The 13,915-nt window shown below is 69.5% G+C and carries 11 protein-coding genes; 8 read left to right on the top strand and 3 right to left on the bottom strand.

Annotated features, from left to right (window positions below):
- Nucleotides 1-70: 70 nt before the first annotated feature.
- Complete coding sequence (locus VFB40_RS06385) at nt 71-787, bottom strand: hypothetical protein (RefSeq protein ID WP_324848360.1); 717 nt, start codon at nt 785-787, stop codon at nt 71-73.
- A gap of 50 nt (nt 788-837) precedes the next feature.
- Nucleotides 838-1,737, bottom strand: coding sequence for an N-acetyl-1-D-myo-inositol-2-amino-2-deoxy-alpha-D-glucopyranoside deacetylase (mshB, locus tag VFB40_RS06390; RefSeq protein WP_324848361.1), 900 nt, complete (start codon nt 1,735-1,737; stop codon nt 838-840).
- 125 nt (nt 1,738-1,862) lie between these two features.
- Here mshB and VFB40_RS06395 point away from each other — a divergent pair, with 125 nt between their 5' ends.
- From VFB40_RS06395 to VFB40_RS06410, 4 genes are all read left to right on the top strand, one after another.
- Nucleotides 1,863-2,555, top strand: coding sequence for a hypothetical protein (locus VFB40_RS06395; protein ID WP_324848362.1), 693 nt, complete (start codon nt 1,863-1,865; stop codon nt 2,553-2,555).
- Nucleotides 2,556-2,564: 9 nt separating this feature from the next.
- Nucleotides 2,565-4,772 (top strand): S9 family peptidase, encoded by a 2,208-nt coding sequence (locus tag VFB40_RS06400; protein WP_324848363.1) that lies wholly within the window; start codon nt 2,565-2,567, stop codon nt 4,770-4,772.
- A 189-nt stretch (nt 4,773-4,961) separates the two neighbouring features.
- Entirely contained in the window at nt 4,962-5,540 is a 579-nt protein-coding gene (locus VFB40_RS06405) for an RNA polymerase sigma factor (protein ID WP_324848364.1), read from the top strand.
- On the top strand, nt 5,537-6,781 hold the full coding sequence (locus tag VFB40_RS06410; RefSeq protein ID WP_324848365.1) for a DUF4232 domain-containing protein: 1,245 nt from the start codon (nt 5,537-5,539) through the stop codon (nt 6,779-6,781). Before VFB40_RS06405 ends, VFB40_RS06410 begins: the two co-directional genes overlap by 4 nt.
- A gap of 102 nt (nt 6,782-6,883) precedes the next feature.
- On the opposite strand, the gene typA is transcribed toward VFB40_RS06410, so the two are convergent.
- The gene (gene typA / locus VFB40_RS06415; RefSeq protein WP_324848366.1) at nt 6,884-8,752 is read right to left on the bottom strand and encodes a translational GTPase TypA; all 1,869 of its coding nucleotides are present in this window, start codon (nt 8,750-8,752) and stop codon (nt 6,884-6,886) included.
- 422 nt (nt 8,753-9,174) lie between these two features.
- Here typA and sdhC point away from each other — a divergent pair, with 422 nt between their 5' ends.
- The 4 genes from sdhC to VFB40_RS06435 all read left to right on the top strand — a co-directional run.
- Nucleotides 9,175-9,969 (top strand): succinate dehydrogenase subunit SdhC, encoded by a 795-nt coding sequence (sdhC, locus tag VFB40_RS06420; RefSeq protein ID WP_324848367.1) that lies wholly within the window; start codon nt 9,175-9,177, stop codon nt 9,967-9,969.
- Between the two features lie 25 nt (nt 9,970-9,994).
- Nucleotides 9,995-11,935 carry a fumarate reductase/succinate dehydrogenase flavoprotein subunit gene (locus tag VFB40_RS06425; protein WP_324848368.1) on the top strand — a complete coding sequence of 647 codons (1,941 nt, stop codon included), beginning with the start codon at nt 9,995-9,997 and terminating at the stop codon, nt 11,933-11,935.
- Nucleotides 11,932-12,681, top strand: coding sequence for a succinate dehydrogenase/fumarate reductase iron-sulfur subunit (locus VFB40_RS06430; protein ID WP_324848369.1), 750 nt, complete (start codon nt 11,932-11,934; stop codon nt 12,679-12,681). Before VFB40_RS06425 ends, VFB40_RS06430 begins: the two co-directional genes overlap by 4 nt.
- A 149-nt stretch (nt 12,682-12,830) precedes the next feature.
- Nucleotides 12,831-13,915, top strand: a 1,085-nt coding sequence (locus tag VFB40_RS06435; protein ID WP_324848370.1) for a M1 family metallopeptidase, incomplete at its 3' end; no start/stop codon positions are given.

The following is a 13,915-nucleotide window of genomic DNA, read 5'->3' on the forward strand; positions in this document are numbered from 1 at the left end:
CGCTTCGGCGCATCGAACACGGTGAAAGGGATACGGCGTAACTGAACGCGTGGCTCAGCGTCCGCGGAATTCACCCGCGAGGGTGAACGCCTCCTGAGCCGCCGGGCCGCTGTGCGAGCCGCGCGTTGAGCGACGCGAGCCAGGCGCGGTACGTCACCGTGACGATCAGGGCCATGCCGCCGAGCAGATACGTGATCGACTTCCAGTCATTGGGAAGGATCACGTCGCCCTTGCGCGCGAAAGTGAAGGGCGGGCCGAGGTAAGTGAGCCAGATGAGGGCGAGCAGCCAGCCTGCCGAGGCGCAGCTGACCGCGGACAGCCGGGTCGGGCGCCACGACGCGGGAGCGCCGGGCGCGAGTTCACCGAGCGCGAGCATCAGGCCGATGAGGCCGCCGAAGCACAGCAGCAGGCCGGTGGGCCAGCTGACGCCCAGCCACGTCGCGCTCGCCCGGTGACCGAAGGAACCGAGACCACCGACGACGAGGCCGGCCGCCGCGGCGACGAGCAGGAACAGCCAGCGTGAAACCTTCTCGGCTGGAGCGGCGCCCGGGGCGTAGGCACGCTGCCCGCTCGCCGCGGCGAGCGCGCTCGAGGGCGCGGAGTCGGCAGGCGGCGCGGCGCTCTCTGCGCGCGCGTTCTTCGCCGACGCCGTGCTCTTAGCCTGCGCCGTGCTCTTAGCCTGCGCTGCGTTCTTGGCCGACGCTGCGGCCTTCGGCTGCACAGCGCTCTTTCCCGCGGCGCCCTCGTCGGCGGGGGTGCTCGGGCGGGTCGGCTTCAGTCGGCTCACGGCAGCCATTCTGCGGCATGGTGCCCCGGCAGGAGCGCCACGGCTGGCACTTAAACGTCCAACCCGGCGAACAGATCCGCCTCCGGCTTGTCCGGACCGGACTCGCCGTGGACCAGCTGGTAGTGCTCGACGCCCATCACCTGCTGTCCGAGGCTGTTGGACAGCGCGAAGAAGGGGCCGTCCACGGTGATCTGCGTGGCGTGCGCGCGCATCGCGGCGGCCTTGCGCTCGGCGTACTCCTCGGCGTGCACGACCGCGGTGACCGTGTCGTCCTCCGCGACGAAGGGCAGGTCGTCGACCGATTCGACCGCGGTGAAGCCGGTCGAGTCACCCTCGGCTCGCAACGCGTCGAGCCCCGCCTGGACCACGGAACGCGGCACGGTGTTCCAGTAGATCTTGGCGACCTCGTGTGCCGGCCCCGTGCCGAAATCCGCGTCGGCGGCGAGTTCGGCCGCGCGCATCGCCACCCGATGCGCCTGGATGTGGTCCGGGTGCCCGTAGCCGCCGAACTCGTTGTAGGTGACCAATACCTGCGGCCGCACCTCGCGAATGACGGGAACCAGCATCGAGGCGGCCTCGTCCACATCCGCCTGCCAGAAGCAGTTCGGCGCGTTGTTCGGCTCGGTGCCCATCATCCCCGAGTCCCGGAAACGCCCGGGGCCGCCGAGAAAGCGGTAGTCGGTGACGCCGAGTTCGCGCATCGCGGCGGCCAGTTCGGTGATCCGGTGCGGTCCGAGCCGGTCCTCGTGGTCGGCGGCGAGATACGCCAGTTCCGGCACCAGCACCTCGCCCAGTTCGCCGAGGGTGCAGGTCACCAGCGCCACGTGGGCGCCCTCCGCGGCGTACTTCGCCATGGTGGCGCCGTTGTTGATGGACTCGTCGTCGGGATGCGCGTGTACGAACAGGATCGACTGGCCAGTACGCGGTAGCGGACTCGTTCGACGCCTCATGCGTTCAAGCCTACGTTGCGCAGTCCGGTAGAAGTCCGCTTACGGCGTCTCGCAGTGACGGCACGGATCGTATTCACTCAGTAACAGAGTCCTGCACAGCCCCGGGGAAGGACAGCGCACCACAGATGACGGATACGATCCTGACCTCTCTGGACGTATCGAAGCGGCCGCGCACCGCCGACGAAGCCGCAGTCTGGTACGCGGCTGCCCTCGGTTGGCCGGTCACCCCCGGAACCGGCCTCGACCGTGACGCGACACACAGCCGAACCCCGGGCGAAGCACTCGACTGTTCCGGCGCGTGGCTGGCGCCCGGCCCCTGGCAGTGGGCCGCTTCCGCCGTGCCCGATCTCGTCCGCACGGTCTGGCGGCTGAGCCCGGGCTCGCCGGTGCTCGCCGTGCTCGGGCGGCCGGTGCCCGGCGCCCGGCGGCTGGGGATCGTGGACGTGCCTTCGCTGGTCGGCGTGGCGGCGCTGGAACGGCTCGGCAAGAACCCGGCGGCGGTCGGGCCGATCACCGACGGCCAGGGGCGCATCCGCTTCCTGGTCGATCTCGGCGCGGACGGCGAACCCGAGTACGGACTGAGCAAATGGCGCGAGGCCGGGGTCGATCTGCGCATTTGGGGGCGCGGCCGCTGCTGTCCGCTGCCGACGCCGGGGGCGGTCGGACCCTCGTGGGTGGTCTGGGCCGTCCCGCCGGATCCGCAACGGCGCACGCTCCCCCACGCGCGCCAGGTGACCGCCGTGCTGGACCGCGCGGTGCGCGACGCGTACCCCTCGCTCTGGGACGCCGCGGTACATCAGGAGCAGGCTCTCTCATAGCATCAGGGCATGGCCGAAGAGATCTCCTTTCCCCGGCAGTTCGCCCGTACCCAGCGCTTCACCCTGGGCGTGCCACGGGCCTTCGCGATCGCCCCGGACGGTACCCGGATCGCGTTCCTGCGCACCAAGACCGGCGCCGATCGCGCCACCTGCCTGTGGACCGCCGACCCGGACACCGGAGCCGAGCGGCTGATCGCCGACCCGGTGGACCTGCTGGCCGGCAGCGCCGGCGAGGAGCTGACGGTCGAGGAGAGGGCCCGGCGGGAGCGCTCGCGCCAGGGCGCCGCGGGCATCGTGGACTTCGCGACCGACGGGGCGGTGCGCGTCGCGGCCTTCGCGCTGTCCGGGCGGCTTTTCGTGGCCGACCTGGAGGCCGGCACGGTGCGCGAACTGCCGGCCGAGGGACCGGTGATCGACCCGCGGCCGGACCCGACCGGAACCCACGTGGCCTATCTTTCCGGCGGGGCACTGCGCGTCATCGGGTTCGACGGCGCCGAGGACCGGGCGCTCGCGGCGCCGGACGGCCCGAATGTGGTCTACGGCGCCGCGGACTTCATCGCGGCCGAGGAGCTGGACCGGCACCGCGGTTACTGGTGGTCCCCGGACGGCACCCAGCTGCTGGCTGCGCGAGTGGACGACTCGCCGGTGACCCGCTGGCACATCGCCGACCCGGCCAATCCGGGACAGCCGGCCCGCGAGGTCGGATATCCGGCGGCCGGCACCGCGAACGCGCTGGTCGGCCTGGTCCGGCTCGGCCTCGACGGCTCGCGCACCCCGGTGGTCTGGGAGGGCGCCCCGTCCGAGCAGTCCGCCGAGTCGGCGCAGTCCGCCGAGTCCGCACAGGCCGCGGCGTCGGTCTTCGAGTACCTGGTCTCAGTGCACTGGTCCGCGCACGGTCCCGCGCTGCTCGTCGTGCTTTCCCGGGACCAGCGCACCTCGCGGATCCTCGCCGTGCAGCCGGACGGCTCGACCAGCACGCTGATCGAGGAGTTCGACCCGGTCTGGATCGAGTCCGGCCCCGGCGCCCCCGCGTGGTCGCGCACCGGTGAACTGACCTGGATCGCGCCGCGCGGTGACGCCTACCGCCTGCTGGTCGGCGACCGCGTGCTGACCCCGGACGGCGTTCAGGTGCGCGCGCTGCTCGGATTCGACGCGCGCCACGCGTATCTGTCAGTGTCCTTCGACGATCCGACGCGGATTCACATCGTGCGCGTCGCGCTGGCCGACGGCTCCCTGACTCAGCTCAGCTCGGCCGACGGCGTGAATGCAGCGGCGATCGGCGGTTCGCTCGCCGTCGTCACCTCCGCGACGCTGCACGAGCCGAACCGACGTATCACGGTGCTGCGCATCGGCGATCGCAGCGAGGACGGAGGCGAAGGCGCCGCGCCCAAGCAGCTCAGTGAGCTGCGATCCGTCGCCGAGCAGCCGCGCCTCACCGCCAAGCCGCGCGAACTCGTCCTCGGCGAGCGTGAACTGCGCGGCGTGCTCCTACTGCCGTCCGATCACACGCCGGGAACGAAGCTGCCCGTGCTGCTCGACCCGTACGGCGGTCCGCACGGACAGATGGCCGTCGCTTCGCACAACGCGTTCCTCTCGTCCCAGTGGTTCGCCGATCAGGGCTTCGCCGTGCTGGTGGTGGACGGCCGCGGCACTCCCGGGCGCGGGCCGGCTTGGGATCGCGCGGTGCGTGACGACTTCGTCGGAGCGACGCTCGAGGACCAGGTCGACGCCCTCGACGCGCTCCTGAAGCAGGTCCCCGACCTGGATGGCAGCCGGGTCGCGATCCGCGGCTGGTCGTACGGCGGCTACCTGTCGGCACTGGCCGTGCTCAAGCGGCCGGACGTGTTTCACGCGGCGATCGTCGGCGCACCGGTCACCGACTGGCGGCTGTACGACACCGGATACACCGAGCGTTATCTGGGGCATCCCGACCAGGCGCCCGAGGTCTACAACGCGAATTCGCTGTTCCCTGACGCCGGGCCGGGCGCATGGCAGTGGGCTGAGCCGCACCGTCCGATGATGATCATTCACGGGTTGGCCGACGACAATGTGGTCGCCGCGCACACCTTGCGGCTTTCCTCCGCTCTGCTGGCCGCCGGCCGGGCGCACGAGGTGCTGCCGCTGTCCGGGGTCACTCACATGACGCCGCAGGACGTGGTGACGGAGAACTTGATGCTTCTACAGGTTGACTTCCTGCGCCGCGCGCTCGGCGACTGAACCGCGCGCACATCCCATGACTCACCGGCGTCACCCGCATACCGAAAGTCCCGTTGTAGCAAAATCGTGACAACCGTGCAGCGCCACTGTCGTCTCTGGGGACGACAGCTAGGTCTGCGGAACCAGTACTCTTTCTGGACGGTCGGTCATGGTCGAATCGGGATCACCTCGGAACGCGGGTGACGGCCGATGACCGTCACGTCAGTCGGGGCAGGGATGAGCGACACCGCCGACAACTGGCCGATCCTGGCCGAACCTGAGCTGGCCGGCCCGCCGTCGGGCCGGCGCAGACTCGACCACGACGCGGTCGCGGCCGAGCTGTTCGCCGCGCACTACGGACGGCTGGCCGGCTGGTGCCGCAAGCTGCTCGACGACGACGACACCGCGCACGAGATCGCGATGGAGGCGTTCACCCGGCTGCTCGGGCGGCTGCGCAAGGTGGACGACCCGGTCGGCTATCTCTACGTCATAGCCGCCAACCTGGTGCGCGACCACTGGCGTAAGACCAGGCGCGAACGCGAGATGCTGCGGCACACGAAGCAGGCGTATTCGGCCTCCGGGGGTGAGGCCGAATACCACGGCCGGGATCTGCGCGCGCTGGTGGAGGCGCTGCCGGACCGGCTGCGTGTGACGGTCCTGTTGTACTACTACGCCGGGTTCCCGCTGGTGGACGTCGCCCGGCTGACGAATCGGCCTGCGGGCACGGTCAAGAGCGACCTGTTCCAGGCCCGCGCGCAACTGCGCCAAGCGCTGGACGGCACCCGATGACCAACGGCACCCCCTCTTCCGAAGACTCGCAGTTCGATCCGCGCGACCGGCACCCCGGCGGCCCGGATCCGGAGCGCGCCGACCGGCTCTCCCGCGAGGATCGCTTCGAGGACTCACTCGCGCAGACCTGGGACGCCGAGGACGCCACGGTCGACCGGCGGCTACGCTCGCTGATCGGTCCGGTAACACCCCTGTATGCTCCACCGTACGGTTTCGAGCGGGTCGTGCTGCGGGCGCGGCGGCGGCGCAACCGCGCCGTGATGGTCAGCCTGGCCGCCGGATTCACCGCGATCGCCGTCGCGGCGGGGGGCGTCTTGGTCGGCACCCGGATGACCACGACCACGATCCAGTCCGCCGGATGCGACTCGGCCGGCAAGACCGCGCCGGGGGCGGCCGACCTCGGGGCGTTGAATGCACGGCACGACACGGTCGTGACATGGGATGAATCCGACACCGGATTCGGGGGTGTCCCGGCGGCGGCCGCCGCTCAGACGGTGGTCCGCACCCGGGACGGGGAGCACGGCATCGGTACCGCGACGAGCGGTGTCGACTCTGGGAGAGAGATCATGGACCGCAAGTACGAATGGGCGATCGGCGGCGTGCTGACCGCCGCCGCGCTCTCGGTCGGCATCGTCGCCGGATGCAGTTCGAGCAGCAGCGACACCGGCCCCTCGGCGAACGCCACCGAGAGCGCCGGGCCGTCGAGCCAAGGGGCGGCGAGCGCGGGCCAGGTGCAGCTGCCCACCCCCACCGTCGTCCCGAGCACGCCGGCCGCCTCGCCGTCCGGACTGCCGATGTGCGTGTCGACGGACCTGTCGCCGACCGTGAGCATCGTGACCGGTTCGGCGGGCGCAGGGCACGAGCTGATGAACGTGCGGCTGATGAACAACTCCGGTCATACCTGCACCGTCTACGGCTTCCCCGGCTTGCAGCTCGAGGACCGCAACAGCTCCGGCCTGGCTACCAATGTGGTGCGCGACTTCGCCGTGAAGCCCACCACCATCGTGGTGAAGAACGGCGCCTCGGTGGCGACCACGGTGCGGTTCGACTTCGACGTCCCGGCGGCGGACGAGCCGCAGACCGGCCCCTGCGAAGCCCAGTCGGTGTATCTGGGAATCATCCCGCCCGACGAGAAGCGGCAGCTGAGCGCGATGATCCAGGGCGGTCCGGTGACGGTCTGCCAGCACGGCACACTCGACGTGCTGCCGTTCGTCTCGGGTACTAAGGGTGCCAATCAGTAGCCGGACTTCGCTCACCGAACGGCGAACGGTCCGCCCCCGAGTCAGGGAGCGGACCGTTCGCCGTTTGTATGGGTCCTGCGTAAAGACTGTGCTGTCCGCGGACTACGCCTGGCCGCGCGAGCGCCGGGCCGCGGTCCGCGCCCGCTCCTGCGCCGAGAGCACCACCTTGCGGATGCGCACCGAGGTCGGGGTGACCTCCACGCACTCGTCCTCGCGGCAGAACTCGAGGCACTGCTCCAGCGAGAGCTTGCGCGGCGGCACGATCTTCTCGGTCTCGTCCGCGGTGGACGAGCGCATGTTCGTGAGCTTCTTCTCCTTGGTGATGTTCACGTCCATGTCGTCGGAGCGCGAGTTCTCCCCGACGATCATGCCCTCGTACACCTCGGTGGTCGGCTCTACGAACAGCGAGCCGCGCTCCTGCAGGTTCGTCATCGCGAACGGGGTCACCACGCCGGCCCGGTCCGCGACCAGCGAGCCGGAGCTGCGGGTGCGCAGGTCGCCGAACCAGGGCTCGTAGCCCTCGAAGGTGTGGTTGGCGATGCCGGTGCCGCGGGTCTCGGTCAGGAACTCGGTGCGGAAACCGATCAGGCCGCGCGACGGAACCAGGAACTCCATCCGGATCCAGCCGGTGCCGTGGTTGGTCATGGTCTCCATCCGGCCCTTGCGGACCGCGAGCAGCTGGGTGATCGTGCCCAGATACTCCTCGGGCGCGTCGATGGTCAGCCGCTCCACCGGCTCGTGCACCTTGCCGTCGATCGTCCGGGTGACCACCTGCGGCTTGCCCACGGTCAGCTCGTACTGCTCCCGGCGCATCATCTCCACCAGGATCGCCAGCGCCAGCTCGCCACGGCCCTGCACCTCCCAGGCGTCGGGCCGGTCGGTCGGCAGCATCTTGATGGAGACGTTGCCGACCAGCTCGCGCTCCAGCCGGTCCTTGACCATGCGCGCGGTGACCTTCGCGCCCTTGACCCGGCCGACCAGCGGTGAGGTGTTGGTGCCGATGGTCATCGAGATGGCCGGCTCGTCCACGGTGATCAGCGGCAGCGGGCGCGGGTCGTCGGCGTCGGCGAGCGTCTCGCCGATCATGATGTCCGGGATGCCGGCGATGGCGATGATGTCGCCGGGACCGGCCTGCTCGGCGGGCTTGCGCTCCAGCGCCTCGGTCATCAGCAGCTCGGTGATCTTGACCCGCTCCATCGAGCCGTCCCGCTTGATCCAGGCCACCTGCTGGCCCTTGCGGATGGTGCCCTGGTGCACCCGGCACAGCGCGATGCGGCCGAGGAAGTTGGAGGCGTCCAGGTTGGTCACGTGCGCCTGCAGCGGCGCGCCCTCGGCGTAGGTCGGCGCGGGGATGGTCTCCAGGATGGTGCGGAAGAGCGGCTGAAGGTCGGGGCTGTCCGGCGCCGAGCCGTTCGCCGGGCGCTCGAGCGAGGCCTTGCCGTCGCGGGCGCAGGCGTAGACGATCGGGAACTCGATCTGCTCCTCGGTGGCGTCCAGGTCCAGAAAGAGCTCGTAGGTCTCGTCCACGACCTCGGAGATGCGCGCGTCCGGCCGGTCGGTCTTGTTGATGACCAGGATCACCGGCAGCTTCGCGGACAGCGCCTTGCGCAGCACGAACCGGGTCTGCGGCAGCGGACCCTCGGAGGCGTCCACGAGCAGCACCACGCCGTCCACCATGGACAGGCCGCGCTCCACCTCGCCGCCGAAGTCGGCGTGCCCGGGGGTGTCGATGATGTTGATGACGGTGTCCGACCCGTCGTCCGGGGACTTGTAGTGCACGGCGGTGTTCTTCGCGAGGATGGTGATCCCCTTCTCGCGCTCCAGGTCGTTGGAGTCCATCACCCGCTCGTCCACGTGCTGGTTCGACCGGAATGCCCCGGCCTGCCACAGCATCGCGTCCACGAGCGTGGTCTTGCCGTGGTCGACGTGGGCCACGATCGCCACGTTGCGGATGTCGTTACGCGTAGGCATGCCGGTAGCGTCTTTCCTAGGTCGGGAGGGAAGGCGCTGATCGGTCGGCCAGCCAGCGCACGGGCCCCGTTGCCCGGTCGCGCTCAGGTGCTGGGCAGACAACGCCCCCGTCTATGGTACCGGCCAGCGGGCAACCCCACGGACCACACGTGTCAACGGCCGCTGACTTCCGCACCCCGTTGCCGTAGGGTTTGCCGCGCTCAGCAGTTGAGATGCCGGGGAGGGGCGAGCCAGGGCCCGTCGCCGAACGACTACGCAGCGCCGCCTACCCCTCCGACCTGGGCAGTAGGCCGTGTGAATTTGGTCACCATCGTCACTGCGTGTGATAGCGCGACGTTGATCCGCCCTCGCAAGGACTAGAGTGCGGTTCGCCGCAGACGAGTTGTGCTGCTTACTCCACCGAAGCAGGAGCTTGCACAAGAATGAGCACCGGAACCCTGTCGCCCGGACGGGCGAAGATCGACAAGCCAACGCTGCGGACGGACCGTTACTGGGTCTCGCCGCTGATCACCTTCGTGGTCTTCATCGCGTTCATCGCGTACGCCACCTTCCGGGCCTTCCAGAACGACCACTACTTCGCCTCGCCCTACATCTCCCCGTTCTACTCGCCGTGCATCTCGGACAACTGCGTGCCGATGCCGGGCGCCGGGGAGGTCCACTTCATCGGGTCCTGGTGGTCCTGGTCGCCCGCGCTGCTGGTCCTGATCGTCCCGCTCGGGTTCCGGTTGACCTGCTACTACTACCGCAAGGCCTACTACCGCGCGTTCTGGCAGTCGCCGCCGGCCTGCGCGGTCGCCGAGCCGCACGGCTCCTACTCGGGTGAGACCAGGTTCCCGCTGATCTTCCAGAACTCGCACCGGTACTTCTTCGTGCTGGCCGCGCTCTTCAACATCATCCTGACCTGGGACGCGATCCTCGGGTTCCGCAACCAGGCGGGCCAGTGGGGACACATGGGCGTCGGCACGCTCGTGCTGCTCATCAACGCCGCCCTGCTGTGGCTCTACACCGCGTCGTGCCACTCCTGCCGGCACATCATGGGCGGACGGCTGAAGCACTTCTCCAAGCACCCGATCCGGTACCGCGCCTGGGGCTTCGTCTCCAAGCTCAACGCCCGGCACATGCAGCTCGCCTGGGTCTCCCTGTTCAGCGTCGCGCTCGCGGACCTCTACGTGCTGCTGGTCTCCGCCAACGCGTTCAGCGACCCGCGCTTCTTCTAATCACAGGCAAGAGAGCCGATTTCCCATGGACACCTACGAATACGACGTCGTCGTGATCGGCGCGGGCGGGGCGGGGCTGCGCGCCGCGATCGAGGCGCGGCTGCACGGCAAGCGGGTCGCGATCATCTGCAAGTCCCTGTTCGGCAAGGCCCACACGGTCATGGCCGAGGGCGGCGCGGCCGCGGCGATGGGGAACGTGAACCCCAACGACAACTGGATGGTGCACTTCCGCGACACCATGCGCGGCGGCAAGTTCCTCAACCACTTCCGGATGGCCGAGCTGCACGCCAAGGAGGCGCCGGACCGGGTGTGGGAGCTCGAGCAGTGGGGCGCGCTGTTCGACCGCACCAAGGACGGCAAGATCTCCCAGCGCAACTTCGGCGGCCACGAGTACCCGCGCCTCGCGCACGTCGGCGACCGCACCGGCCTCGAGCTGATCAGGACCCTGCAGCAGGCCGTGGTCGGCCTTCAGCAGCAGGACGCGCGCGAGACCGGCGACGCCGAGGGCAGCATCAAGGTCTTCGCCGAGCACACCGTCACCCGGCTGCTCAAGGACGGCGACCGGATCGCCGGCGCCTTCGGCTACCGGCGCGAGGACGGCGGCTTCGTCCTGTTCAAGGCGCCCGCGGTGGTGCTGGCGACCGGCGGCATCGGCAAGTCGTTCAAGGTGACCTCCAACTCCTGGGAGTACACCGGCGACGGCCACGCGCTGGCCCTGCTGGCCGGCGCGACGCTGATCAACATGGAGTGCATCCAGTTCCACCCGACCGGCATGGTCTGGCCGCCCTCGGTGAAGGGCATCCTGGTCACCGAGTCGGTGCGCGGCGACGGCGGCGTGCTGCGCAACTCCGAGGGCAAGCGGTTCATGTTCGACTACGTCCCCGACGTCTTCCGCCCGCAGTACGCGGAGACCGAGGAGGAGGCGGACCGCTGGTACACCGACCCGGACAACAACCAGCGCCCGCCGGAGCTGCTGCCCCGCGACGAGGTGGCCCGCTCGATCAACTCCGAGGTCAAGGCCGGGCGCGGCACCCCGCACGGCGGCGTGTACCTGGACAACGCCTCGCGCCGCAGCAAGGAGTTCATCCTCAAGCGGCTGCCCTCGATGTACCACCAGTTCAAGGAGCTGGCGGACGTCGACATCACCGCGGAGCCGATGGAGATCGGGCCGACCTGCCACTACGTCATGGGCGGCGTCGAGGTCGACCCGGACACGCAGGCCTCGATCGTGCCCGGCCTGTACGCGGCCGGCGAGGTGTCCGGCGGCATGCACGGCTCGAACCGGTTGGGCGGTAACTCGCTGTCCGACCTGCTGGTCTTCGGCCGGCGCGCGGGCCTCTACGCGGCCGAGTACGTCGACTCGCTGGCCGCTCGGCCCGCCGTCTCGGACGCGGACGTCACGGCCGCCGAGGCCGAGGCACTCGCTCCGCTGGAGCAGTCCTCCGGCGAGAACCCGTACACCGTGCACGCCGAGCTCCAGCAGACGATGAACGACCTGGTCGGCATCATCCGCCGGGAGCACGAGATGCAGGCGGCGGTCGAGAAGCTGGCCGAGCTGGCCCCGCGCCGGGAGAAGGTGGCCGCGGCCGGCGGCCGGATCTTCAACCCCGGCTGGCACCTCTCGCTGGACCTTCGCAACATGCTGCTGGTCTCCGAGTGCGTGGCCAAGGCGGCGCTCGAGCGCCAGGAGTCGCGCGGCGGGCACACCCGCGAGGACTACCCGGAGATGTCGGCCGAGTGGCGCAAGATCAACCTGGTCTGCTCGGTGGGCCCGGACGGCCACGCGCAGATCAAGCGGCAGCCGCTGCCGAAGATGCGCCCGGATCTGCTCGCCCTGTTCGAGCGCTCCGAGCTGAAGAAGTACCTGACCGAGGAAGAGCTGGCCGACCTGCCCGCCCCGTCGGACGCGCCCGCGGCCGCGACCGGGACGGAGACGGAGAAGGGGACTGGGGCGGACGCATCATGACGTACAAGGCGAAGTTCAAGGTCTGGCGCGGCGACGACCAGGACGGCGGTCTGCACGACTTCACCGTCGAGGTCAACGACGGCGAGGTGGTGCTCGACGTGATCCACAGGCTCCAGGCCACCCAGGCCCCGGACCTGGCGGTGCGCTGGAACTGCAAGGCCGGCAAGTGCGGCTCGTGTTCCGCGGAGATCAACGGCATGCCGCGGCTGCTGTGCATGACCCGCATGTCCGTGTTCGACGAGGACGAGACGGTCACGGTCACCCCGCTGCGCACCTTCCCGGTCATCCGCGACCTGGTCACCGACGTGTCCTTCAACTACGAGAAGGCGCGCCAGATCCCGGCCTTCGAGCCGCCGAAGGACCTCAAGCCGGGCGACTACCGGATGGCCCAGGTGGACGTCGAGCGCTCGCAGGAGTTCCGCAAGTGCATCGAGTGCTACCTGTGCCAGAACACCTGCCACGTGGTCCGCGACCACGAGGAGAACAAGCAGTCGTTCGCCGGCCCGCGCTACCTGATGCGCATGGCGGAGCTCGACATGCACCCGCTCGACACCCGTGAGCGGCGCAAGGAGGCGCAGGAGGAGCACGGCCTGGGCTTCTGCAACATCACCAAGTGCTGCACCGAGGTCTGCCCCGAGCACATCAAGATCACCGACAACGCGCTGATCCCGATGAAGGAGCGCGTGGTCGACCGCAAGTACGACCCGCTGGTCTGGCTCGGCAACAAGATCGCGCGCCGCAAGTAGGCGCATCGTTCGAGCACGATGACGTGTGTGCCCCGCCCGGCCTCGGCCCGGCGGGGCACAGGCGTCGTCGGGGCGGTTTGATCGGCACCGGCAGCCACCTGACATGATGGGCCGGTTGCGCAACGGCGCGGAGCGAAGCGGAGCGGCACATGGCGGGGATGAACCTGACCCGGGACGAGGCCAGGGAGCGGGCGCGGCTGATCACGGTCGAGAGCTACCGGATCGAGCTGGATCTGAGCGGCGCGAAGGCGCAGGGGGCGAGCACCTTCCGGTCCGCGAGCACGATCCGCTTCGCTCACGCGGAGCCCGGGCCATCCGCCACGACTTTCCTTGACCTGGTCGCGCCACACATCGAGTCGGTGACGCTGAACGGGCGCAAGCTCGATCCGGCCGAGGTGTTCCGCGGCTCCCGCGTGTGGCTCACCGGCCTTGAGGCAGAGAACGAAGTCACCGTCGTCGCATCCTGTGCCTATAGCCGCAGTGGTGAGGGACTGCACCGCTTCGTCGATCCCGCGGACGGACAGGTGTACCTCTACACGCAGTTCGAGCCCGCGGACTCCTGCCGGATGTTCGCCAACTTCGAGCAGCCGGATCTGAAGGCGTCGTTCCTGTTCGACATCACGGCGCCGGCCGGTTGGCACATGTCGAGCAACGGGGCCGCCCGGGAGCGCAAGCGCGTGGTGGACGGCGCGGCGCGGTGGATCTTCGAGCCGACACAGCGGATCTCGACGTACATCACGGTCGTGGTGGCGGGGCCGTACCACGTGGTGCGGGACCTGTACACGCGCGCGCTGCCGGACGGCTCAACGCTGGAGATCCCGCTGGCCGCGCTGTGCCGCGGCTCGCTCGCCGAGCACTTCGACGCGGACGCGATCCACGAGGTCACGAAGCAGGGTCTCGACTTCTTTCACGAGCACTTCGACTACCCGTACCCGTTCGGCAAGTACGACCATGCGTTCGTGCCCGAATACAACCTGGGCGCCATGGAGAACCCCGGCTGCGTGACCGTCAACGAGGAGTACGTCTTCCAGTCGAAGGTCACCGACGCCGCGCACGAGTCGCGCGCGTGCGGACTGCTGCACGAGATGGCGCACATGTGGTTCGGCGACCTGGTCACGATGCGGTGGTGGGACGATCTGTGGCTCAAGGAGTCGTTCGCCGACTTCATGGGCTACTACGCGCAGGCCAAGGCGACGCGCTGGAAGAACGCCTGGGTCACCTTCGCCAACCGGCG

The sequence above is a fragment of the Actinocrinis sp. genome, from assembly GCF_035650855.1.
Lineage (GTDB): Bacteria > Actinomycetota > Actinomycetes > Streptomycetales > Catenulisporaceae > Actinocrinis.